This window comes from Candidatus Methanoperedens sp. (assembly GCA_027460525.1).
In the GTDB taxonomy this organism is placed as follows: domain Archaea; phylum Halobacteriota; class Methanosarcinia; order Methanosarcinales; family Methanoperedenaceae; genus Methanoperedens.
Window position 1 is genome coordinate 1 of record JAPZAS010000035.1, and the last position, 21744, is coordinate 21744.

General features: G+C 46.0%; 27 protein-coding genes. 7 read left to right on the forward strand and 20 right to left on the reverse strand.

Annotated elements, in window-relative coordinates; translation table 11 throughout:
* The 9 genes from O8C68_12500 to O8C68_12540 form a co-directional block, all read right to left on the reverse strand.
* Positions 1-562 (reverse strand): hypothetical protein (locus tag O8C68_12500; protein ID MCZ7396610.1); only part of this gene is annotated, 562 nt, incomplete at its 3' end.
* On the reverse strand, positions 559-1320 hold the full coding sequence (locus O8C68_12505; protein ID MCZ7396611.1) for a hypothetical protein: 762 nt from the start codon (positions 1318-1320) through the stop codon (positions 559-561). The genes O8C68_12505 and O8C68_12500, both read right to left, overlap by 4 nt.
* Complete coding sequence (locus tag O8C68_12510; GenBank protein ID MCZ7396612.1) at positions 1317-1790, reverse strand: hypothetical protein; 474 nt, start codon at positions 1788-1790, stop codon at positions 1317-1319. Before O8C68_12510 ends, O8C68_12505 begins: the two co-directional genes overlap by 4 nt.
* A 4-nt stretch (positions 1791-1794) precedes the next feature.
* On the reverse strand, positions 1795-2541 hold the full coding sequence (locus tag O8C68_12515) for a hypothetical protein (GenBank protein MCZ7396613.1): 747 nt from the start codon (positions 2539-2541) through the stop codon (positions 1795-1797).
* The gene (locus tag O8C68_12520; protein ID MCZ7396614.1) at positions 2541-3140 is read right to left on the reverse strand and encodes a hypothetical protein; all 600 of its coding nucleotides are present in this window, start codon (positions 3138-3140) and stop codon (positions 2541-2543) included. Before O8C68_12520 ends, O8C68_12515 begins: the two co-directional genes overlap by 1 nt.
* On the reverse strand, positions 3140-3721 hold the full coding sequence (locus O8C68_12525) for a hypothetical protein (protein ID MCZ7396615.1): 582 nt from the start codon (positions 3719-3721) through the stop codon (positions 3140-3142). Before O8C68_12525 ends, O8C68_12520 begins: the two co-directional genes overlap by 1 nt.
* A 118-nt stretch (positions 3722-3839) precedes the next feature.
* Positions 3840-4151 (reverse strand): 30S ribosomal protein S10, encoded by a 312-nt coding sequence (rpsJ, locus tag O8C68_12530; protein ID MCZ7396616.1) that lies wholly within the window; start codon positions 4149-4151, stop codon positions 3840-3842.
* 34 nt (positions 4152-4185) lie between these two features.
* Positions 4186-5457 carry a translation elongation factor EF-1 subunit alpha gene (tuf, locus tag O8C68_12535; protein MCZ7396617.1) on the reverse strand — a complete coding sequence of 424 codons (1272 nt, stop codon included), beginning with the start codon at positions 5455-5457 and terminating at the stop codon, positions 4186-4188.
* A gap of 65 nt (positions 5458-5522) precedes the next feature.
* Positions 5523-7712: an elongation factor EF-2 gene (locus O8C68_12540; GenBank protein ID MCZ7396618.1), complete on the reverse strand. Its 2190-nt coding sequence runs from the start codon at positions 7710-7712 to the stop codon at positions 5523-5525.
* A 312-nt stretch (positions 7713-8024) separates the two neighbouring features.
* On the opposite strand from O8C68_12540, the gene O8C68_12545 reads away from it, so the two are divergent.
* Entirely contained in the window at positions 8025-8153 is a 129-nt protein-coding gene (locus tag O8C68_12545) for a hypothetical protein (protein ID MCZ7396619.1), read from the forward strand.
* Positions 8154-8208: 55 nt separating this feature from the next.
* Positions 8209-9030: a 4,5-DOPA dioxygenase extradiol gene (ygiD, locus tag O8C68_12550; protein MCZ7396620.1), complete on the forward strand. Its 822-nt coding sequence runs from the start codon at positions 8209-8211 to the stop codon at positions 9028-9030.
* A 472-nt stretch (positions 9031-9502) separates the two neighbouring features.
* On the opposite strand, the gene O8C68_12555 is transcribed toward ygiD, so the two are convergent.
* Both O8C68_12555 and O8C68_12560 read right to left on the reverse strand, forming a co-directional pair.
* Positions 9503-10033, reverse strand: coding sequence for a hypothetical protein (locus O8C68_12555; GenBank protein MCZ7396621.1), 531 nt, complete (start codon positions 10031-10033; stop codon positions 9503-9505).
* 355 nt (positions 10034-10388) lie between these two features.
* Entirely contained in the window at positions 10389-10988 is a 600-nt protein-coding gene (locus O8C68_12560) for an isoprenylcysteine carboxylmethyltransferase family protein (GenBank protein MCZ7396622.1), read from the reverse strand.
* A gap of 74 nt (positions 10989-11062) precedes the next feature.
* Between O8C68_12560 and O8C68_12565 the strand changes: the two genes are divergently transcribed.
* The gene (locus tag O8C68_12565) at positions 11063-11185 is read left to right on the forward strand and encodes a desulfoferrodoxin FeS4 iron-binding domain-containing protein (GenBank protein MCZ7396623.1); all 123 of its coding nucleotides are present in this window, start codon (positions 11063-11065) and stop codon (positions 11183-11185) included.
* Between the two features lie 21 nt (positions 11186-11206).
* Here O8C68_12565 and O8C68_12570 read toward each other — a convergent pair whose 3' ends face one another.
* The 7 genes from O8C68_12570 to lipA form a co-directional block, all read right to left on the reverse strand.
* On the reverse strand, positions 11207-11494 hold the full coding sequence (locus tag O8C68_12570; protein ID MCZ7396624.1) for a zinc ribbon domain-containing protein: 288 nt from the start codon (positions 11492-11494) through the stop codon (positions 11207-11209).
* A gap of 8 nt (positions 11495-11502) precedes the next feature.
* Positions 11503-12093, reverse strand: coding sequence for a Fe-Mn family superoxide dismutase (locus O8C68_12575; protein MCZ7396625.1), 591 nt, complete (start codon positions 12091-12093; stop codon positions 11503-11505).
* Positions 12094-12173: 80 nt separating this feature from the next.
* Positions 12174-13589 (reverse strand): dihydrolipoyl dehydrogenase, encoded by a 1416-nt coding sequence (gene lpdA / locus O8C68_12580; GenBank protein MCZ7396626.1) that lies wholly within the window; start codon positions 13587-13589, stop codon positions 12174-12176.
* The gene (locus tag O8C68_12585; GenBank protein MCZ7396627.1) at positions 13589-14797 is read right to left on the reverse strand and encodes a dihydrolipoamide acetyltransferase family protein; all 1209 of its coding nucleotides are present in this window, start codon (positions 14795-14797) and stop codon (positions 13589-13591) included. Before O8C68_12585 ends, lpdA begins: the two co-directional genes overlap by 1 nt.
* A 9-nt stretch (positions 14798-14806) precedes the next feature.
* Positions 14807-15778: an alpha-ketoacid dehydrogenase subunit beta gene (locus O8C68_12590; protein ID MCZ7396628.1), complete on the reverse strand. Its 972-nt coding sequence runs from the start codon at positions 15776-15778 to the stop codon at positions 14807-14809.
* Positions 15779-15780: 2 nt separating this feature from the next.
* A complete protein-coding gene (pdhA, locus tag O8C68_12595; GenBank protein MCZ7396629.1) occupies positions 15781-16854 on the reverse strand; it encodes a pyruvate dehydrogenase (acetyl-transferring) E1 component subunit alpha in 1074 nt (357 codons plus the stop codon).
* Positions 16855-16883: 29 nt separating this feature from the next.
* A complete protein-coding gene (gene lipA / locus O8C68_12600; GenBank protein MCZ7396630.1) occupies positions 16884-17741 on the reverse strand; it encodes a lipoyl synthase in 858 nt (285 codons plus the stop codon).
* Positions 17742-17826: 85 nt separating this feature from the next.
* On the opposite strand from lipA, the gene O8C68_12605 reads away from it, so the two are divergent.
* Positions 17827-17982 carry a rubredoxin gene (locus tag O8C68_12605; GenBank protein ID MCZ7396631.1) on the forward strand — a complete coding sequence of 52 codons (156 nt, stop codon included), beginning with the start codon at positions 17827-17829 and terminating at the stop codon, positions 17980-17982.
* Positions 17983-17985: 3 nt separating this feature from the next.
* On the opposite strand, the gene O8C68_12610 is transcribed toward O8C68_12605, so the two are convergent.
* Together O8C68_12610 and O8C68_12615 are read right to left on the reverse strand one after the other, a co-directional pair.
* Entirely contained in the window at positions 17986-18726 is a 741-nt protein-coding gene (locus O8C68_12610; GenBank protein MCZ7396632.1) for a biotin/lipoate A/B protein ligase family protein, read from the reverse strand.
* Positions 18723-19004 carry a hypothetical protein gene (locus tag O8C68_12615; GenBank protein ID MCZ7396633.1) on the reverse strand — a complete coding sequence of 94 codons (282 nt, stop codon included), beginning with the start codon at positions 19002-19004 and terminating at the stop codon, positions 18723-18725. The genes O8C68_12610 and O8C68_12615 overlap by 4 nt, the downstream gene beginning before the upstream one ends.
* A 236-nt stretch (positions 19005-19240) precedes the next feature.
* On the opposite strand from O8C68_12615, the gene O8C68_12620 reads away from it, so the two are divergent.
* The 3 genes from O8C68_12620 to O8C68_12630 all read left to right on the forward strand — a co-directional run bounded on the left by O8C68_12620 (position 19241) and on the right by O8C68_12630 (position 21641).
* On the forward strand, positions 19241-19882 hold the full coding sequence (locus O8C68_12620; protein MCZ7396634.1) for a YkgJ family cysteine cluster protein: 642 nt from the start codon (positions 19241-19243) through the stop codon (positions 19880-19882).
* A gap of 89 nt (positions 19883-19971) precedes the next feature.
* Positions 19972-20871, forward strand: a complete 900-nt coding sequence (locus O8C68_12625) for a mevalonate kinase (protein ID MCZ7396635.1) — start codon at positions 19972-19974, stop codon at positions 20869-20871.
* Positions 20868-21641, forward strand: coding sequence for an isopentenyl phosphate kinase (locus tag O8C68_12630; protein MCZ7396636.1), 774 nt, complete (start codon positions 20868-20870; stop codon positions 21639-21641). The genes O8C68_12625 and O8C68_12630 overlap by 4 nt, the downstream gene beginning before the upstream one ends.
* The last annotated feature ends 103 nt before the right edge of the window (positions 21642-21744 follow it).

Sequence of the window (21744 nt, forward strand, 5' to 3'; positions counted from 1 at the left end):
GTATCGGGAACAATACCACAACCGCGTTCTTCGGGTTCTTCTTGAAAGAAACCACCGCAGTACCCTTGCCACCCACAGAGGCAGCGCCATTGATATCAAATACAGGAAGCGAAAGCGTCACGCCATTATAATTAAACTCGGGACGCGAGATCATCACAGAGCCGGAAGGATATTTTGACCACACGCCACCGCCCTCGTACGCTACTATCCTGTCGCCGAGCTGATATTCCACCTTCCCCATTGGCATTGTGAAACTAAAAATGCCGCCGTTCACCACGATATAACTTGGGCTTGTGCTGTTCGGCTCAACCGTCAGGGCACCGCCGCCGAGATTGATGTTGGTTGTCTGCAGCGGCGAATCCCCGAGAACTGCCCTGCTTGCGTGGGAGTCGAGCACCGTAAAGGTCTGCTCAGCATTCTTAAGATTTGCCGTGTCCTGCAGGCTGAGAATCGAAGGCACGCCGTAGAGGGCTATCATGCTCACTCCGAGAACGGTTATGCCCAGGATGATCATATGACCTACAATCTCTGCCTCTGCTCTTTCGTATGTTAGTAGTTTCATACAATTCCAGTGTTCAGTTGAATATTCAATATATAAACATCGATATTATTTGTTGTTGCCAGTTTTACGGTGCAACTTCCAGATGATTCGCTTGAGATGCAATACTGCCAGAACATTACATTGCCGAAATAAGTCTTCCACCCATTCCAGTAACTGCTACTGATATTTACCGTGATATTACTGACGTTTCTATACAAAATAACCCCAGGCGCACCGCTTGCCGTAACCCTGCTTATACCATATCCACCTATGGATGAGGTTCCTAACATTGTAACAACAGGTATGACAAGCACATTGCTGCGGTTTGTAATAAGCGGCTTAGAGACAAGGAGGGTGTTGCCGCCGGGATACTTCGCCCATACACCTGTGCCTTCGTAAGCAATCACGGTGTTTCCTACGGTGCTTTCAATACTGCGCATCTGTGTGGTGTAAACCAGTGTTACATTATTACCTGTCGAATCTATTGCAGTTATATTAATCGTGCTGCTCCCATTAACGCTCAGCGTTCCCCCATACACCTTAAGCTCCACGCTCTGGGAGGGTGTCTGCCCGAGCACTATTTTATTAATGTTCGCAGCTAAAACAATAAAGCTCTGCTTTGTATTTTCAATATTATTTGCATCCTGTGCATTCTTCACCATAGGATAGCCTGCAACCCCTATAATTCCTATGAAAAACACAAGGATTCCAAGGATTGTGACAAAGTCCACTACTTCGGAGACTGCATCTTCAGAGTAAAGAAGTTTTATTATTTTCATTGTCCTCCGATTTTAATCGTATTATCGGTTCTGCTGTAAATAAATTTATAATTCTGAGCGCTGCTGTATATTGGAGTCTGATTAATGCTGGATGAAGTGTTGAAAGGAATCCATGTTTGAGCGCCGTTATCAGTCGTAAGTATTATCTGTTTGGTGTTGGTTATATTGACTGAATAGCCCTCATCCGCTATGGATGCAGGAATCGAGAAATCGTATTCAAGACTGTTCACAGTGCCGCCGTAGGAATTGCTTATGTTCACCAGCGTGTCCATTGTGGTTATCCTGACGGCAAGCTCGCTTCCCAGGATTTCAAAGCTACTCTGCATGGCTGCTTTTTCGGAATTCTGCGAAAGTGTATAAAAAGAGAGGACAAGAGAACAGAAAACCACCACGGAAATGGAGAACATCAGTATGAAACCCAATGAGATGGATACCGCATCCTCATTTTTTATCAGGTTTTCAGGTCTCATATAATCACCACGGGACCGAAACGGGAATCGTGAGATTTGCGCGCACCCTGCTGGTTGAAAACGCTACTGTGGCATTCAGGATGTAATCGCGGGCGCGGATGAAGTTACTGCCGTAGGTGGTGTTGCCTGTTATGCTGTAATTCCCAGTAACATTGGCACCGTTTACGAAAGAGATATTATACGCTGATGTTATATTTGCCTTGATTTGAGCGTTATTAACAGTGCGATTTCCAAGGGAAGTGAAGTTTATTTGCCAAGTTTTTGTTGCGTTTTTAATACTTATATTAAAGGGAGTTGTTATTGCAGTTATATTGACGAATATCGTTGCATTATTAACACTTTCAATCACAGTCCAATTAGGTGCGCCGCCTGCCATCCCGTTTTTTGTGAAATAAGCATAAAGATTATTATTCCAGTTGCCGATATCCCAGCTCCCGTTCACACCACCCCCGTGCAGCGCATAAATCTCTGATAAATTCCCATTGAAATCTTGCATTTGTCTGCTAAAATTGGCAATCTTCTGGGTTATGGTTGTCCCATTTGCGCTACTGTATGCGCTTTTCATTTCATCTGCTGTAATTTGCATCATGTTCACGATTTCATATTTTACAGGATCGCTTCCTGCTTCGCCAGCCATATTTCCCTGGAATATGATGTTGTTAAACAAAATCGTGGTAATCACAAGACCGAGAGCGATAATAAAGCCTGCCAGCAGCATAAATTGAGCGTCCCGGTTATCTATTAGTCCCATCACATTCTCCATAAAGTAAGCTTAACATCGACAATATTATACAGATTGGTAGAAGGGTCGATATCCTCAATCGGGTAATTCGGATTGTTGTTTGGATTAGGGTTGTCGCTGCTATACAATACGATCTTCCTAGAAACTATAACGGCATTGTCTGAAGGGTCACCGTTGTATATCATTGTCTGGCTTGTAGGTAAAAAAGTACTGTTATCGAGAAAAATCAGCTCCACGTTATGGGCAATCCCCTGCCCGATTAGAGTGGCGTTCAGGATTGCTGTCAGATTGTTTGTTAGATTATTCGACTGATCGATTTGACCATAGCTCAGTTGAAGGTACTGTGTTCCGTTCCATATATATTCGCTGCCGCTCCAGTTCAGCACATCATATTTGAGTTTTGAATTGTATCCAGGCTCGGAATAATCCAGCGCGCTTAAAATATCCTGCCCAAGCGCCTGAAGCTCGGTCTCTGCATGCACATTTGCGGTTGAGGAGGTCAGCGGCGTCATCGAAGTTGCATCAATGGCATATACTATAACAAGAAGCATGATTGTGGCTGCCGCCACGCCCTCAAGCGTATGCATCTGGGCTTTTTCGTCCAGCATTACCATACCCTCACAGAAAGAATGGCTGTTTGATTATAGCCTGAAGAAGAATTTATAATCAATACCAGACGTTTGGTCTGCGCTATATCTGTATTCTCGGGGACAGGCGCACCACAAACTAATGGGAGACCCATATCGCTTACAGTACCATTTGGATAGGTAAAGCTTTGATTCATCACAGTTCCGTTTAGGTAAGCAACCGTTACATTCATGTCAAAAAATGTTTGTTTGATAAATAGCCCGAGTGAACAAAGCGCATTATTATAGTTTGCCGAGCCCATGGATTTGCCCGCACAGGGCACAAAACTCGAAGTTTTGTTGGAATAATTCAACTGTGTATTATTGAAATTATACAGTTTGCTCTGGTCTATAACATTCAGCGCCCCTGATGTATCCGCATGGAGCATTTGCTCCACCAGCAACGTGGCTGCCCTGTCCGCAGCCAGTGCAGCTTTATCCGAGCCTGACTGGAAGGGTATGAATAAACCCGATACAAACTGGAATACAAAAACAACAGAAAGGAGAAATATCCCTATGCCTGCGATGTAGTCTATGGTCATCTGGGCAGAATCGCTTTTCACAGGTTAGACTTGGTTTTCAATCTAAATAAGACTTCTCATTATTATGCTTATGAAAGTATGATCAAAGAAAATTGCATTTCATCCAGGCAGGTAAAAATATAAAAATTGTTCACCGGATTTAAGTGGTCAGAACAATCTCGATGCTTATATCCTTGGGCACCTGTATGCGCATCAACTGGCGCAGCGCCCGCTCATCCGCATCAAGGTCAATGAGCCTCTTATGCACACGCATCTCCCAGTGGTCCCATGTGGCGCTTCCCTCGCCGTCAGGGCTTTTCCTGCACGGCACCATTAATTTTTTTGTGGGCAGAGGCACAGGACCCGAGATGCTAACTCCGGTTTTTACTGCTATGTCTTTTACCTGGGAACAAATCCCATCAAGTGTAACAGGACTTGTCCCTGATAAACGTATTCTTGCCTTTTGAACCATTTTAAACTCCGTTTTAAAAATAGAAAATAGAGAATTACAGGCGCGGTTTAATATCCTGCACCATGCCTGCCGCAATGGTCATTCCCATATCCCGAACCGCAAAGCGTCCGAGCTGAGGGATATCTTTAACTTTTTCAATGCACAGCGGCTTGGTGGGTTTTATGATGACAATCGCTGCGTCGCCAGCCTTGATGAAATCAGGGTTTTCCTGCGCCACCTGACCGGTCTTGGGGTCAAGCTTCTTCAGTATGGCTGTGATCGTGCCTGCAACCTGCGCGGTATGGCAGTGTATTACAGGCGTATAGCCTGCCGCGATTGCTGATGGGTGCTGCAGCACAACGATCTGGGCGGTAAATTCTTCTGCCACCATAGGCGGTTTATCGGGATGCCCGCAGACATCGCCTCTTCTTATATCCTTTTTCTCAACACCTCTTACGTTCCATCCAATATTATCGCCTGGAATCGCTTCTTTGATCTCCTGGTGATGCATTTCAATGGATTTGACTTCGCCCACTGCCTTGGCGGGCATGAATATTACCTTGTCTCCGGGTTTCATCTTTCCGGTTTCAACACGCCCTACCGGCACCGTGCCAATACCAGAGATGGTATATGAGTCCTGCACAGGAATGCGCAGCGGCAGGCTTGTTGGCTTTTCAGGCTCTTTCAACATATCTAGAGCTGCCAGCAATGTCGGGCCTGTGTACCATTTGGTATTCTCACTCAGCTTGGCGAGATTATCTCCCTTGAAAGCAGATGTTGGGATGAAATTCATTTCGTCCGGCTTATAACCAACCATCTTGAGCAATGTGCCTAGTTCGGCTTTTACCGCATCGTATCTTGCCTTGTCAAAGTTTACTTCATCCATCTTGTTGAGGGCTATGATCAGCTGTTGAATACCAAGCGTTCTTGCAAGGAAAACGTGTTCTTTGGTCTGGGACTGAACACCCTCTTTGGCTGCGCAGACAAGTATGGCTGCATCGGCCTGAGATGCGCCTGTGATCATGTTCTTGACAAAGTCCCTGTGACCCGGGCAATCCACGATCGTGAAATAGTATTTTGCAGTATCGAATCGCTGGTGAGCGACGTCTATGGTGATACCCCTGTCCCTCTCTTCCTTGAGGGAGTCCATGACCCATGCGAAAACGAAGGATTCCTTGCCTTTCGCCTTTGCCTCTTCCTTATACTTTTCGATAATGTGCGGTGGTACAGCACCAGTCTCAAACAATAATCGTCCGACGAGGGTTGATTTCCCGTGGTCGATATGCCCGATGACTGCTAAATTTAAATGTGGTTTCTCTGCCATAATATTTCTCCTTTAATTTGTTACAATGTTTTGTGACCGTATTGTTGTTTTGGTTTTTAAACCTTGCGTTAGGGACTTATGAAATCGCTCGGTTTTGGCATTTCAAGTTTAAGTCCTCTCCTCTGCCTGATGCTCATCACGACTTCATTGAGCATGTTCCCAGGCACGGGTTCGAATCCCGCAAATTCCGTGCTCCACAGGGCTCTGCCTTCGGTTGCGGAGCGTATATCTCCTGAAAACCCGAACAATTGCGCAACAGGCGCCTTGGCTTCGATAATCGTGGTGTCGCCTTCTGATTTCATATCGAGTATAGCGCCGCGCCTTCCCTGAATCTCGCGCATCGCACCCCCCATCTGGTCCTGGGGCACGTGAATAAACACTTTCTGGAATGGTTCAAGCAGCGTCGCACCCGCCATGAGCATTGCAGCCTGGATAGCCTGTCTTGATGCAGGTATCACCTGAGCAGGTCCTCTGTGCACGGCATCTTCATGAAGTTTGGCATCCATCAATTTTACCTTAACTCCCATGACCGGCTCTCTGGACATCGGTCCTGCCTTCATGACTTCCTCAAAGCCTTCGAGAACGAGTTCCATAGTTTCATGCAGGTACTGGATGCCTTTGGTCATGTCGATGAAGATATTGGTCTCGTAGATATGGGTTATTCCCTTGGCTTCATCCTTGGTCATGCCAGCTTTCAACATGATATCCCTGCGTTCCACTTCCTGCTGCCTCATTGATATTTCATTATTTTTTATTAGTTCTATTACAGCAGGCGACAACGGTTCAACTTCCATGTAGAACTTATTATGGCGGTTGGGAGACTTACCTTCCACAGGTCCGGCGTGGCCCTGGACAGTTTCCCTGTAAACCACAATGGGTTTTGAGGTGGTGATCTCAACGTGCTTGTCGCGCTGGATGCGGTGAGCCACGATCTCAAGATGCAGTTCACCCATTCCAGCCAGCAGATGCTCTCCAGTCTCCTGGTTGATCATTACTTTAAGCGTGGGGTCTTCCTTTGCGACCTGCCTTAATACTTCAACGAGTTTGGGGAGGTCTTTCATGTGTTTTGCTTCCACAGCTACTGTCATAACCGGTTCGCTGACATGCCTTATGCTCTCAAAAGGCGTCATACTCTTTTCAGTGGACGCTGTCGAGCCTACGATAGCATCGGAAAGACCTGTTAATGCAATAATGTTGCCTGCAGTGACCTTTTCGACCTCGATACGCTCAGGACCCATGAAAAGCCCTACCGACTGTACCCTGTTCGGGTTTGGCATTCCTGAGATGTAAAGTTCTTTGCCGCGCTCGATTGTTCCTGAGAAAAGTCTTCCACTGGCTACCTCGCCCGCATGCGGGTCTGTGGTGATGTCCGTTACCATGAGGGCTACTTTGCCATTTGGATCTACGTTTATCATGGATTTTCCGATTTCACTTTCCTTATCGCCGTGCCAGATAACCTTGATTCTCTCTTTCTGTGCCTGAATCGGATTGGGCAGGAATCGTATAATCATATCGTTCATCACGGCACTGAGAGGTGCTTTTTCTGCAAGTTCCTTCTGGTTATCAGCCTGGCAGTATTCGATTACTTCCTTAAAACCGATGCCTGTCTTTTTCATGAAAGGAACGCTGATTGCCCAGTTGTTGAGTGCTGAACCAAATGCCACTTTCCCGGTAGCGGCGTCAAGTCGTAACTCGTCGTAACTATCAGGTTTCATACCTTTTATCAATTTATTGATTTTATCAATCACTGCCCCCAGGCGCATCTGCATATCCTGGGGCGTGAGCTTTAACTCGTTGATAAGCCTGTCAACCTTGTTAATAAAAAGTATGGGTTTTACGTTCTCACGCAGCGCCTGGCGCAGTACCGTCTCGGTCTGAGGCATCGCTCCTTCCACTGCGTCCACCAGTACCACGGCGCCGTCCACAGCCCTCATGGCGCGCGTAACGTCGCCGCCGAAGTCAACGTGTCCTGGCGTGTCGATAAGGTTGATGAGATATTCCTTGCCCTCAAACTCGTGCACCATCGAAACCGTGGCTGCATCGATGGTTATTCCGCGTTTTTGTTCTTCCTCGTCAAAGTCCATGAATAACTGCTCGCCTGCCAGCTCTTTTGAAATCATGCCTGCGCCGGCGAGTAGATTATCGGAGAATGTTGTTTTACCGTGGTCTATATGTGCAACCGTACCGATGTTTCGGATAAACTCAGGTTTATCCATCAGCGCAGTCACACGTTCGACCATTTTCTTTCTTTTGCCCATTACGAATTACCTCTTTTAGTGGAATTTTTTGTTCTCTATTATTCTATCCTATATAAACACTTTGAAAATTTGGAAAACATTAGGGGGAGTGGTTTTTGGCTTAAGCAACACCATCCTTTCTTCGGTTAAATAGAATTCCTTCCCGATTACCAAAATTGTTAAGTGATGCCTGAATAGTATTCTATTAATGAAAGTAAAACAAAGAATCGGTGATATACATCGAAATGAAGGCAATAATTACTGATGAAATGAGGCGAAGATATAACTTGGAAAAAGAGCACTTAACATGATACAGATAAAGGGTTGCTAATCTTGCCCACTCCTAAACTTGAAGCTGAAATGGGAAGTCTTAAAGAACTATTTGACAAAAAGGCAGGAGACGTGCTGCGCGAAGCCCGCAAAAAAGACAAATTGAGGGAAAGGGCACTGGAGGAACTTTGAACGACATATTTGATAGTGTTGATGCGGGTATTATGAACGTGTGAATGAGGATATAATGACCGGAAACACCAAAGAAAACCCGCATGAAGAGAAAATGCCTGTATTATTCATAGGGCATGGTTCGCCTCTTAATCTCATTTTAAAAAACAACTTCACCAGAAGCCTTTCAAAACTTGGGAAAAACTTACCCAGGCCGAAGGCAATAATGGTAATCTCGGCGCACTGGTTGACAGAGGGGACATCCGTTTCATGTATGGAAAAACCCAGGACTATTTATGATTTCTATGGATTTCCGGATGAGTTATATGAAATGGAATACCCGAGTCCTGGTTCACCCGGTTACGCCGGATTCGTAAAAGAATCAATACAAAAAGCGCAGGTAAAATGCAGCACCGACTGGGGACTTGACCATGCTTCGTGGGCTGTTTTAAGGCACATGTATCCTGAGGCGGATATTCCGGTATTTGAAATGAGCCTCGATTATTCTTTTAATGAATGGCACCCGAAACCGATAAGGTACCATTACGAGCTGGCATCCGAGCTTGCAGGATTAAGGGAAAGAGGGGTTTTAATCATAGGTAGCGGTAATATTGTACATAACCTTGGGTTAATTGATTTTGGAAATATAGATGCGAAGCCCTATGACTGGGCTGTGGAATTCGATGAGGAAGTAAAATATAATCTGCTCAATAACAATCATAAGGAGTTAATCAACTTTCAGGAAATGAAGGGGGCGGCATTATCAGTTCCGACGCTTGACCATTACCTTCCGATGATATATGCGATGGCTTTGCAGGTAAAAAATGAACCGCTGAAATTCACTTATGAAGGATTTCATTACGGTTCAATTTCCATGAGATGCTTCCAGATTGGATGAAATGGAGCAGAAGGGAGCGGCTTTACGGGCATGAAAATGCCTATCGCCACCGACCCCGGATTGAAATCCGAAAGGCATCGGCGTGGATGCTCGATGTTTTGTATTCTTAGAGTACTGCAGGATTCATTTTTTTGCAGCGCTGGGACTTTATTGAATTCGCAAGAGCATCGCTAAGCCCATTTTATTTACGTTTTGGAATAACGGGTTCTATAAAGAACAAAAAGAACACAAAAAACACATAATACAGCGGTTCTTTTAAGCTGTATCCTAAGAATCCTAAGAATCCTAAAAATCCCCAAAACCAATGTAATTTGACTTTTCCTGGTTTATTTTCCAAATTTTTTCCTCTTTCTTATTTGGGCACGACCACTTCATTTACTTTTGGGATATGCGCACTGAGGTTTCAGGTTTTGGGAGGTTGTTCTGGATTCTTATCGCTTTTTGAGAGCATAAGAACACTTATAGTCTTCAATCACTGTACAGAACGCCTCGAAACCGCAGCCATTTTTGGTGGCGTTTTTATAATGCTCAAATAATAGTCTACAAGCTCCTGCGTTTCCGGAGAGGATGGAGAAGATTCGTATTTGAGCGAATCAATCTCTTTCTTGATATCTTCGATTATCTCCGAAAAACGCTTTTTGTAATTAAGGGGAAAGGCAGGCGAATGAATGAGATATTTCAGGGTTTCTTCATCCGCAAATATCATTTTTTTGGTCCATTTTTCAATAGGCGTGCTCAGGCAGGAAATCGTATTCTTACCGGGCAAAGAAACGTAGTCGATTATGAAATGCATCGAAAGCAGGCTTAATGAAGTTATATCCCTTGTAAGAAATAGGTCGTTTGCGCTGAGAAAGGATAATTTCAATTCCGGAAAGTGCATCTTATGCTCATAGAGGATGACAAAGTTGTTGCGGGCTTTTCCGGTTCGCTTGTGAATAGTTCTTATGGGTATTGCATACGCATCAAGCCTTTCAAGAAGCCCGCTCTCACGATAATTAAACATCTTATTTAAGATAGTAATATTGTAGTATTTAATATTTCCCATGATTATATTAATGAATTAATTATTATCATTATGAGGCGTTTTCAATTTAATCCGTATCAGTCACCATACCCCGTACTTAATGATGATACACGGGCTTGTTATCGTTTTTTGCCTATAAACCTTCCTCACCAGCAGCGCAATTCTGCGTGGAAATGTATTTCTCAACCACTTCCCAGCCCTGCCCGACCGGGCCATGATAGCAGCCGGGAGCCCAGAGATGACCTTCACACCATTCCCTGAGATGCGGAAATTCCTGTCTCTATATCCTGCTTGATCTTCCTTTGATTTTCTTAGCGAAAATGGGTGCACACAGTCAACATTTCGATTTCATTCGCATAACCCGTTTCACAGGAATTAACATGGACACCTGCTGCTGATATTTCCTGTACTCTTCACCGAAAACAGAGAGCAACCTTCTCTCTTCGATAAATGCTCCTATTATGAGGTATATAGAAACAAGCAAAACTGCTATTATGTCAAGCTGGCTCATTTCCATTTTGGTGAATAACAGGAGTATGCCGCCTGTATAAAGCGGATGGCGGACTATCCCGTAGGCGCCGCCTGTTATCAGTATATTTTTTGCTTTCTGCCGTATGCCCATGAATTCAAGGACATCCGTCTGGTAAGAAGCATAGACAAACATTCCGAGCGCGCCCAGGCGAATCAGGATAATGACAGGATAAAGACTTTCAGGAAGGCTATAAACAAGAGGAGTAGAACCTGTAAAACTTACCCATATAAAGAATGCAGGCGCAAATGTGAGAAAGCTGATAATCGTATACATTATCCTGTAAAAGCGGTATCCCTTTCCAAGCAGCTTCTCGCCCTTATCTTTGATATAATCTGCGGCAAGGAGGCTATGGAGCCCTGCAAAAACAAGGAAATAAAGTATGAAACTTATAATGATGTTCATTTTTTGCTGTCCAATCGTATAACTAAAAGATTATATAACCTGCCAATTATAGTGAATTATAAGGAGGTTAAATTATGGGCGTTGAAAAAGTAGGCGAGAAATACAGATGCAATATATGCGGCAACGAGGTCGTTGTGACAAAAGCAGGCGGAGGAGCGCTGGTCTGCTGCGGCGAGGATATGCAACTCATTGAATAGGGTTCAGGATACCATATCTCGCTATCCTGATTTACTCTGCCACCTTTTAAGTTTTGAAATGGTGGTTTTTGCCAAATTTTTTGCTTCCTTCTCCGGCATTTCCTCCAACGTTACCATGAAGCCAGCTACTTTTTCAATCATTTGCTGCATGGTAATATCGGGGTCTGTGAACTTCCCATTCTGGAAGCAGAATTTACAGTATTCTTTACTCATACTTCCATTCGTATTTATTCCAAAATCCTCTGGCTTGTTCATGGGCATGCCGCAGCTCTGGCAAAAGGGACCTTCCGGTAGTTTTGGTATTGCCATTTTCAACATCATTCGAACATCTTATCTACCCAATCTTCCATTGTCCAGTCAATCGCCTTGAAGAATGCCTCGATATAATCGGCTTTCTTAATTCCGTAGTCAACCATATATGCATGTTCAAACACATCCATGACTAGAAGAGGAGTTGCACCGCACAGATGTCCCCCATCGTGTTCATTTATCCAGGCATTAAAGAGCCGGTCAGCCCAATGGTCGTAATATAACATAACCCATCCTATGCCGCGCATGGCTCCGGTTGCCTTGAAATCCTTTTCCCAGTTCTCGTATGACCCGAAATCCGAAGCTATCTTCTTGTACAGGTTTGTACTTTTATCGATTGGTTCGCCGCCCTTCACTATATTGCCGAAATAGTACTCATGCAGCCGCATCCCGTTGAATTCCCAGCCAAACCGCCGCTTCAGTTCTGCATATTCCGGCGTTCCTGTCTTCCCGTCTTTTAGCATCGCATTCAGTGCATCAGTTAATTTATTTGTGTTCGTCACGTAGCCCTGGTATAGCGTGAAATGGTTTTTCAGCAACTGGTCGCTCAACCCTTTCGTGCCCAGCAGGCTATCGAAGTTTTTTGGTTCGTATGCCATATTGTAACACCCCGTAACTAAGTATGGCTTCGATGGTTTTTATAGTTTGTCACTTGGCATCAATTCACATGACTCGGATATTATATATGAATCACCTTCCCCAGCGCTGCTTCAGCCGCCTCTGCAAGAGCTTCGGGAAGCGTGGGGTGGGGATGAATCGTCCCGGCCAAGTCCTCAAGGAAAGCGGCATTTTCTATGGCAAGTGAGGCTTCGCTTATCAGCATGGAGGCATTTGCTCCCACGATGTGGATGCCCAGAATTTCGCCGCTCTTCTTATCCGCCACCACCTTCACGAACCCTTCAGTCCCATCCCCGGTAAGCGTAAGCGCACTTCCTGAGGCTCGGAAGGGGAACCTGCCTGTAATTATTTCAAAGCCCTTCTTCCTTGCACTTTCTTCGTCCAGACCAACGGTAGCTATCTCTGGCTCGGAAAAGACAGTTTCGGGTATTGCCCTGTTATCAAAGGCACTTGGCAGACCTGCTATTACCTCGGCAGCCACTTTGCCTTCCCTGAAAGCTTTATGCGCCAGGAATGGAGCACCTGCCACGTCCCCGACTGCGTATATCCTCGGGTCTGTTGTTCTTCGCTTCTCATCGACTTTTATAAAGCCCTTTTTATCAAGCTCCGCCTTTGTATTTTCCAATCCCAGATTCACGCTGTTGGGTTTCACGCCCACAGCCACCATTATTTTATCAGCTTTGAGTTCGGTTTTTTTGCCCTCTTTATCGCTGATGGTTACTATTACCCCCTTGTTTTCCATACGCATTCCTTCAGGTTTGGAATTGTAATATACCTCCATTCCCAGTTTCTTCATTTTCTGGCTCACCACTTCGACCAATTCCGGATCGAATTTGGTCAGTATCCGGGGCGAGCGCTGGATTATTTTCACCCGTGTACCAAGCTTGGCATACATCGTCCCGAGTTCTATACTGATGTATCCGGCGCCGATGATTATCATGTCATCGGGCACTTTCATAAGGCTCAGAGCCTCATTGGAGTTGATAACAAACCTGCTATCATAGGGAAATCCCGGGATATCCGCAGGTCGCGAGCCTGTTGCTATTATTGCATTCCCAAACTTGATGGTAGAAGTTTCACCATCAGGTAAAGTAACCCTTGCCTTATCAGAGGACTCAAGATAAGCCTCGCCCTTTATCACTTGCACGCCGTATTTCTTGCAGAGAAAGCCTATTCCGTCCCTGAGTTTTTTTACAACCTCGAATTTCCACATCTGGAGCTTTTTAAAATCGAATTCAACCGAACCCTTTATCCCCATATTCCCCGGATTTTTTATTTCGTAGATAAGGTTAGCGGCATGGATTAAAGCCTTTGAAGGAATGCAACCGCTGTAAACGCAAACGCCGCCGAGGTCGTACTTCTCCACAAGTATCACGTCCTTGCCGAGCTGCGAAGCCCGTATAGCCGCCGTGTATCCACCCGGACCGCCGCCGACAACCAGGACATCGCAGCCTGTAATAATATCTCCCATTACCATTACATCACATCCACCAGCAGCAAATCCGGGTCTTTCAGGTGCTCTATAAGGGTATTCATAAACCTTGCAGCCTGCGCCCCGTCCAGTACCCTGTGGTCAAACGACAGCACAAGAGGCAGTATCTTTCGTATCTTGATTTCTCCATCAATCACGACTGGCATCTCTCGTATCCTGTGCACGCCGAGAATTGCAACGTCCGGAGGATTGATTATGGGCGTTGAAAAAATCCCGCCTATACTTCCTATATTCGTTATGGTGAAGGTATTGCCCTTTAGCTCGGGAAGCTTAATTTTCCGGCTTCGCGCCTCCTGAGAGAGCCTTTCAGTCTCCTGCGCAAGTTCCATTATGCTCTTCTCGTCTGCGTTCTTTATGACAGGAACCATCAAACCGTCCGGAGTGTCAACCGCTATCCCGATGTTATAATAGCGTTTTAATATTATTTCATTTTTCTCGGAATCAAGGGATGCGTTGAGGTACGGGTGCTGCTTCAACGCTACCGTCACCGCTTTGACGATAAATGCAAGGTAAGTGAGCTTTATGCCTTTCTCTTCTGCTGTCTTTTTCTCCTTTTCCCTGAGTTTCACAAGCTCCGTGACATCCGCCTCGTCCATTGAAACCACGTGCGGCGCTGTGAATAAAGATTTAACCATCCTGTCCGCTATGGTCTTGCGTATGCCTTTTACTGCAATTCTCTCTTCCAGGGCTTTTATTTCCGGCGCGGCTTCAGCCACAGCTTCAGTCGGTTTTGGCGCTTCTTTAAATTTTTTAACATCCTCATCGGTAATCCTGCCGCCTGGTCCTGTCCCTGCAACTCCGGATATATCCACGCCCAGTTCCCTTGCCAGGCGCCTTGTTGAGGGAGAAGCTAAAACCCGCTCCGGCATCTCAGGCGGCTTCACTTCAGGTTTTAATTCCGCAGGCTTTGACTCAGGTTTAGCTGCGGGCTTTGCCTCAGGAATTTTTACCTCTTCACCTGGCAGGGCAAGCGAGGCAAGGATACTTCCAACTTTTATATTATCTCCCTCTTTTCCATAGAGTTTCGATATCTTCCCGGCTTTCGGTGATGGTATTTCAACAATCGCCTTGTCAGTCTCGATCTCAGCCACAGCCTGGTCAGCCTTTATTTCCTCTCCGACTTTTACAAGCCACTTAACAAGCGTGCCTTCGGTTACACCCTCGCCTACATCTGGAAACTTTACATCCACCATAATCTCACCTCAGAAAGCCGCCACCTCTTTTATGGCATTGGCTACCTTTTCGGCATCGGGCAGGTAGTAATCCTCAAGCTTGGGCAGCGGTACCGGGACATCGTATCCTGTAACCCGCCTAACCGGTGCTTCAAGAGAAAGGAATGCTTTCTCGTTAATCCTTGCAATTATCTCAGCCCCCAGACCCAGAGTCCTTGGCTCCTCGTGGACTATTACCGCTCTTCCTGTCTTCTTGACAGAATCTATTATGAGCTTATCATCCAGAGGCGAGAGCGTGCGTAAATCTATTAACTCAACGCTTGTATCCTTGACCTTTTCCAGGGCTTCCTGGCATACCCTGACCATACCGCCCCAGCATATCAGGGTCAGCTCATCTCCTTCGGTGAGCTTTTTGCCTTCGCCGAGGGGCACTGTATAATCCCCTTCGGGTACTTCTTCCTTGAAGGCACGGTAAAGCCTTTTTGGCTCGAAAAAGAAAACAGGGTCGGGATCCCTGATCGAGGATATAAGTAAACCTTTTGCATCGTATGGAGATGATGGTATCACCACCTTCATGCCAGGGATGTGGATAAAAAACGTTGCCACTGCTTCCGAATGGTGCTCCAATGCTCTCACCCCTCCACCATAAGGCGCCCTTACGACAAGGGGGCAGTGGTACGCCCCTCTTGAGCGGTACCTGATTCTGGAAGCATGGGCAGCCAGTTGATCTATCGTCATATAGCTGAATCCCTCGAACTGTATCTCTGCCACAGGCTTGAGCCCTGAGACTGCCATGCCTATCGCAGTCCCGACAATGCCAGATTCAGCAAGTGGCGTATCGATTACCCTTTCGCTTCCGAACTTTTCAAGAAGCCCCTCGGTTACCCTGAACACCCCGCCGTCCACGCCCACATCCTCGCCCATAACCACAACTGAAGGGTCTCTTTTCATCTCTTCATGCAGGGCAAGGTTGATTGCCTGCACCATGTTGAGTTTAGCCATGTCTATCCCTTCTTTTTTATAAAGTCAAGGAGTTCTTCCATCTGCTCTTTTAAGTGCGGAGGCATTTCCGCATACACATACCTGAACATGTTCTCCACCCCCGGCTTATAGGCTTCAGCCTCTTCCACAGCCTTCTCGACTTCTTCTGTGAGTTCTTTTATCAGTTTGTCTTCGTAGCTCTGGCTCCAGATGCCTTTTTTCTCAAGATATATGCGCAGGCGCTTTATCGGGTCTTTTTTTCTCCATTCCTCTACCTCAGCATTTTGTCTGTATCGTGTGGGATCATCGGATGTTGTATGCGCACCCAGGCGGTAAGTATAGCATTCTATGAATGTGGGTCCGCCCCCTGACCTTGCTTTCTCAAGTGCAGCCTTTGTCGCGCTGTAAACCGCGAGCACATCGTTGCCGTCCACCTGGATCCCATCAAAACCATATGCCAGAGCCTTCTGAGCCAGTGTTTTGGAAGCAGTCTGCCTCTCGCGCGGCAGGGATATGGCGTACTGGTTGTTCTCGCAGATGAAGACTGTTGGAGTCTTGAATACTCCAGCGAAATTCATACCTTCATGAAAATCCCCTTCGGAAGTGGCACCATCCCCTAAATATACAGCAACAGCTATATTTTCCTTCTTAATTTTTGCAGCCCAGGCTGCACCTACTGCATGGGGTATCTGGGTTGACACAGGTATATTAACGGTAAAGTTTTTGGGAGGGATGTTCATGTTGGCATCTTCAGAACCCATCCAGTAAATATAGATAAACTTCAGAGGAATCCCTCTTGCTATTTGAACTCCGTGCTGCCTGAAGTAGGGAAAAAACCAGTCATCGGGTGCCATGGCAAAAGCACTTCCTATCTGGCAACCTTCGTGCCCAAGGCATGATCCAAAGGTAAGCATTCTGCCCTGGCGCTGAAGCTTCAGGGCTTTATCATCAAACATGCGCGTGAGCACCATCGTCCTGTAAAATTTTTCAAGCGTTTCCTTATCCAGAGCTGGCTCCAAACTCTTGTCCACATTGCCTTCAGGGTCAAGAATCGAAAGCCAATCCACGCTCATATCCAGAATTTTTTGTCTTGGCAATTTTATACCTCCCTCAGGATTATATGATTCTATACCTTTTTAATCTTTACTGAATTTGCCATATACGAACTTCTGACAAGAGGACCGCTGACAACCGAAAGAAACCCCATATCCTCGGCTTTTTTCTTAAAGTAAGCAAATTTCCGAGGAGATACGTACTCTTTAACTTCAATATGCTTCATGCTGGGTCGCAGGTATTGACCCAGCGTAAGCAGTTCTACGCCTGCTTTTCTCAGGTCACCCATCGCGCACATTACCATTTCCGAGGTCTCCCCGAGACCAAGCATCAGGGAAGATTTTATATGGGGAGAAGAAGACATCTCCCTTAGTTTCTTCAGCACTTCCATGGACAAAACATACCCCGCTCTTCTATCCCTTGCCAGAGCCTGAAATTCCTTAACAACTTCTATATTATGCCCTATCACATCTGGATTGGCTTTGATTATCTTCCCGAGGCATTCCGCATCCCCCTGAAAATCAGGAATCAACGCCTCAACAATTATAGTGTTATCATGACATTTTATTGCGTTAATGCATTCTGCAAAATGCTCTGCACCGCCATCGGGAAGGTCGTCCCTGTCAACAGAGGTTAAGGCAACGTATCCCAAGCCCAATTTTCCAACAGCCTCTGCCAGCCTTTGCGGTTCTGAAGGGTCAAGAGGTTCGCCCTTCTTCCCTTTTTTCACGGCACAGAATCTGCAGTTTCTGGTGCAGATGTTTCCCATGATCATTAACGCAGCAGCTCCTCTGCTCCAGCACTCTCCCGTATTCGGACAGCTTGAACCTGTGCAGACCGTGTTCAAATTATACTCGTGTAAGACTTTATTTAAAGTCTGGAACTTTGTCCCAGCCGGAGGTCTCGTTTTAAGCCAGCCGGGTTTTATCATAAAAGATAGTTCATTTCTATTCAGATAAGCTTTTTTCAAGAGCAATCTTTTTGTCATTACAGAAGGATTTACCCGCGGTGAGGAAATGATAAAGTATCGATGTACTGTCTGCGGCTATATATACGACCCTGATGCCGGCGACCCGCCGAGGGCGAAGCCGGGAACTGCTTTTGAAAATCTGCCCGAGGACTGGGTCTGCCCTGTATGCGGCGCGCCCAAAGAGATGTTTGAGAAGATATAATCATTACCTCAGATACATCCATTCCTCGCTCTTGTATTTCTTCCCGGCAAGCTCTTCCGCCCGTGCGATTTCAGTCTCGCTCCATGTCCCAAACTCAAAGTCCTTGCCCTCTGTGAACGCCGAAACCAGAGCCTGATAAACCTCACTCTTATCCAGATCGCAATGCCGCAGAATGCACGTCACCCTCTCCTCTGCACTTTTTATCATCTTGTCTGAAATCTTCTCCCTGCTCACGTTCAGCACGCTGAACATGGTCGGGAGATCAAGGTCGTACAGCAGCGTGCCGTGCTGCAATAATACCCCGCCCCGGCGTGTCTGGGCGCTGCCAGAGATTTTCTTGTTTCCCACAAGAATATCGTTTATGGGTCGAAACTCTGCTTCGATACCCAGACTTTCAAGAGCCCTGACGAGCCAGCCGCATATCAGCCTGTACGACTCTATTATATTTTTGGGGAACATTTTAAGAGGCGCAATCACGCCGTATGTTATTTCCTGGTCGTGGTACACCGCTCCCCCGCCTGTCCATCTTCTCACGCAGTCTATGCCTGAATTTTTACATTCTTCGAGATTGACCTCGTCTCTTATACTCTGGAAACACCCGATGGAAACGGCGCGCGGTTTATAGCAATAAAACCTTATGGTGGGCGGGGATGCCCCGTTTCTTACCCCTTCCCATGCAGCTTCCTCGATAGCCATGTTCGTATAGGCATCACATGCTTCCATCTCTACTACCCTCCACTTCATTTAAGCGCCTCCTTAATCACAAGAGCAAGCGATTCGGCGCTTATGCCTATCATCTGGGCGTCATGGGCTGAAACTATCTTCTGGATTTTAGATGCAAAAGTTTCCATAACATCATCTTTTTTCATGCCGAGCATACTTTCTTCGATTTTTTCCAGGATGTCCTCTGGATGCAGGAAAAAATCCCCGGTGATCTTGAGCTTCGTGATTGCGTTATCGTATTCCAGCTCTACTTTTACAAGCTTCCCTTCTTTTACTTTACGGCTGGCGTTCGAAATCATATAACCATCTTATCGTGACCGTTACATTACGTGTTGGGGAGTTGTATATATAATCAACCACAGAGAACACCGAGAGCACAGAGAGATGCTGTTTTTCTCTGTGTCCTCTGTGCCCTCTGTGGTTTCATATTTATAAGATGATGACTGCATATAATGCATCATATCTACCAACACAAATTGAAACGGTCACTCTTATCTCAAAAGACTTTATATCTTGGCTCTCACGATGTTTATTCATGGACGCTGCCTCTCTCGGACGCAGGATAGAGCGCCTTACCTATACACATTCGGAAGTGTACAGTGCAGATATTCTGAATTCCGGATTTTCCTGCATGCGCTGCGGCTGGTGCTGCAGGGAGAATTTCAACATCAGGATAACCCCAAAAATTTCGCGCCCATCCAATGCGATTTCTATTTTTCCAGATGACATAAGGCGCATAATCAAAGGGACAGGAATGAAATGGGATGAAATCGCACAGCCTGATATATATTCGTGTTTATCAGACGGGGAAAAAATAATGGCAATCGGCTGGATACTTTTGCGCAGCGATAAGAATGAATGCATATTTTACAGAAAAAACGAGTGCACCATCTACGAATATCGCCCGATGATTTGCAGGTGTTATCCTTTTTTTATGGGCGAGGCTGGGGTTGAGGTCATGCACTGCGGGGGGCTGGGGAATAAAATCACGCCTAAGCATGCAGAAATGGCGCTCCTGCTGAAGCGGTATGAGATTAAGAAGCTTCGAAGTTACATCAGCATTCTGGCGCAGTTAGAAGAAAAATTGGATTTAGCTAACCTTCGCCAGCTTACGAGGGATTATTCCGGCGATGTTCTAGTCTGTGATGGAGAAAAAATATCGCTGCATCAATTATAGCTGTTGAGGAAATGATTATAATCGTTACTGTAATTCAAAATCGGCAATCCTTATATTTATCTATCGCATCTGTGATGCTTTAGATACGAATGACCACCACCTGCTCAGCCCCTGGCAAAATATACCTATTCGGCGAGCATGCGGTGGTGTACGGAGAACCTGCCATTGCTTGCGCCATTGAGCTTCGAACCCGCGTGTGCGCCAGAAAAGCAGATGCTGTAGCCATATCATCAGATCTTGGAAATACGGCGCTGGATTTCGAGGTGCACCCCTATGTTTCATCGGCAATTAAAAAATTAGGTTCGCCTGATGTTGCAATTGAAATAACCTCCGACATTCCTGTTGGCTCGGGGCTGGGCTCATCCGCCGCAGTCACCATTGCAACGCTTGCCGCCATCAATATCGAATTCGGGCTTGGATACGAAAACGAAGAACTTGCAGGAATGGGACATGGGATAGAAAAGGAAGTTCAGGGCGCAGCCAGCCCCACGGATACCTTTGTATCCACGTTCGGAGGAGTGGTTGAGATACCTTCACGAAAGCGATTGGAGCTTCTGGACTGCGGCATCGTGATCGGCAACACGAATAAGGGCGCTTCGCCCAAAAAAACTGCAAAACTCGTACAGCAGGTTGCAAGACTCAAAGAGGAATATCCTGATTCCATAAACCCGATAATCAAAACCATCGGTTCATTTGCCAGGCATGGCGAACTCATGGTTTCGGAAAAAAATTACATCTCTCTTGGTAAACTCATGAACGTGAACCACGGCTTGCTCGATGCCCTCGGCGTGTGCACAATGGAACTTTCGGCGCTTGTGTATGCTGCGAGAAACGCGGGCGCATACGGGGCAAAGCTCACAGGTGCTGGCGGGGGAGGATGCATGGTGGCGCTGACGCATTCGCCCAAAGACGTGGCGGCGGCGATAGAAAAGGCAGGAGGGCAGGCGATAATTACCAGATTCACCTCTGAAGGGGTAAAAGAGGAATGAGCCCGGTGATTTTAAAGATAGGCGGAAGCGTGATCACAGAGAAGGATTCCGATATTCCCGAATGTGCAAAAGTAGATGTCATCGACAGGATATCGCATGAGATTGCTGAATTTAAATCTGAATCCGATTTAAACATAATTCTTGTTCACGGCGCAGGGTCGTTCGGTCATCCCCAGGCGATGAAATACAAGCTCAACCAAGAATTCAATGCCAAAGGTGCATATCTCACCCACGCTTCGGTAAAAAAATTAAATTCAACAGTGCTGGAATCATTAAATAAAGCAGGCGTACCATCGCTTCCGGTCCACCCATTAAATTCCTGCCTTTTTGAAAACGGCAAACTGGTTTTTTTCCAGCTTGAGCAAATTAAAGTCATGCTGGAGCGGGGCGTAATGCCTGTACTTCACGGCGATGTGGTTATGGACAGGATTAAAGGAGTTGCAGTCCTGTCAGGCGACAGGATAATACCATACCTTGCGCTTGCTTTGAAAGCATCAAAAATAGGTGCAGGCAGCGACGTTGATGGCGTGCTGGATGAAAAGGGTAATGTTATTAAAAAAATCACACCACTTAGTTTTATGGACATGAAAAAACACATCAAAGGCTCAACTTCCACCGATGTAACAGGCGGAATGCTCGGTAAGGTATCCGAGTTATTGGAACTGGCAAACAAGGGAATTAGTTCGCGCATTTTTAATGCATCCGGGAAAGGTATGGTATCAAGATTTTTGTACGGCGAAGAGATAGGAACGTTAATAGCAGACAAATGAGATTTATATAAAAGGTCGAACTTAGATGACCCCGTCTAAAAAAGATGAGTATCATTGGGTTCATCAAACTTTGATGAACCCGTCTAAAAGAATAGTATAATAA

Coding starts and splice junctions, on each gene's coding strand:
- O8C68_12620 (MCZ7396634.1), top strand. CDS start 19,241: ATGGACGCTGCCTCTCTCGGACGCAGGATAGAGCGCCTTACCTATACA.
- ygiD (MCZ7396620.1), top strand. CDS start 8,209: ATGACCGGAAACACCAAAGAAAACCCGCATGAAGAGAAAATGCCTGTA.
- lipA (MCZ7396630.1), bottom strand. CDS start 17,741: ATGATAAAACCCGGCTGGCTTAAAACGAGACCTCCGGCTGGGACAAAG.
- rpsJ (MCZ7396616.1), bottom strand. CDS start 4,151: ATGGTTCAAAAGGCAAGAATACGTTTATCAGGGACAAGTCCTGTTACA.
- O8C68_12615 (MCZ7396633.1), bottom strand. CDS start 19,004: ATGATTTCGAACGCCAGCCGTAAAGTAAAAGAAGGGAAGCTTGTAAAA.
- O8C68_12575 (MCZ7396625.1), bottom strand. CDS start 12,093: ATGGCATACGAACCAAAAAACTTCGATAGCCTGCTGGGCACGAAAGGG.
- O8C68_12560 (MCZ7396622.1), bottom strand. CDS start 10,988: ATGAACATCATTATAAGTTTCATACTTTATTTCCTTGTTTTTGCAGGG.
- O8C68_12610 (MCZ7396632.1), bottom strand. CDS start 18,726: ATGAAGTGGAGGGTAGTAGAGATGGAAGCATGTGATGCCTATACGAAC.
- O8C68_12625 (MCZ7396635.1), top strand. CDS start 19,972: ATGACCACCACCTGCTCAGCCCCTGGCAAAATATACCTATTCGGCGAG.
- O8C68_12520 (MCZ7396614.1), bottom strand. CDS start 3,140: ATGCTGGACGAAAAAGCCCAGATGCATACGCTTGAGGGCGTGGCGGCA.
- O8C68_12505 (MCZ7396611.1), bottom strand. CDS start 1,320: ATGAAAATAATAAAACTTCTTTACTCTGAAGATGCAGTCTCCGAAGTA.
- O8C68_12510 (MCZ7396612.1), bottom strand. CDS start 1,790: ATGAGACCTGAAAACCTGATAAAAAATGAGGATGCGGTATCCATCTCA.
- O8C68_12630 (MCZ7396636.1), top strand. CDS start 20,868: ATGAGCCCGGTGATTTTAAAGATAGGCGGAAGCGTGATCACAGAGAAG.
- O8C68_12605 (MCZ7396631.1), top strand. CDS start 17,827: ATGATAAAGTATCGATGTACTGTCTGCGGCTATATATACGACCCTGAT.
- O8C68_12570 (MCZ7396624.1), bottom strand. CDS start 11,494: ATGGCAATACCAAAACTACCGGAAGGTCCCTTTTGCCAGAGCTGCGGC.
- O8C68_12590 (MCZ7396628.1), bottom strand. CDS start 15,778: ATGGCTAAACTCAACATGGTGCAGGCAATCAACCTTGCCCTGCATGAA.
- O8C68_12565 (MCZ7396623.1), top strand. CDS start 11,063: ATGGGCGTTGAAAAAGTAGGCGAGAAATACAGATGCAATATATGCGGC.
- O8C68_12585 (MCZ7396627.1), bottom strand. CDS start 14,797: ATGGTGGATGTAAAGTTTCCAGATGTAGGCGAGGGTGTAACCGAAGGC.
- lpdA (MCZ7396626.1), bottom strand. CDS start 13,589: ATGGTAATGGGAGATATTATTACAGGCTGCGATGTCCTGGTTGTCGGC.
- O8C68_12540 (MCZ7396618.1), bottom strand. CDS start 7,712: ATGGGCAAAAGAAAGAAAATGGTCGAACGTGTGACTGCGCTGATGGAT.
- O8C68_12515 (MCZ7396613.1), bottom strand. CDS start 2,541: ATGGGACTAATAGATAACCGGGACGCTCAATTTATGCTGCTGGCAGGC.
- O8C68_12555 (MCZ7396621.1), bottom strand. CDS start 10,033: ATGTTTAATTATCGTGAGAGCGGGCTTCTTGAAAGGCTTGATGCGTAT.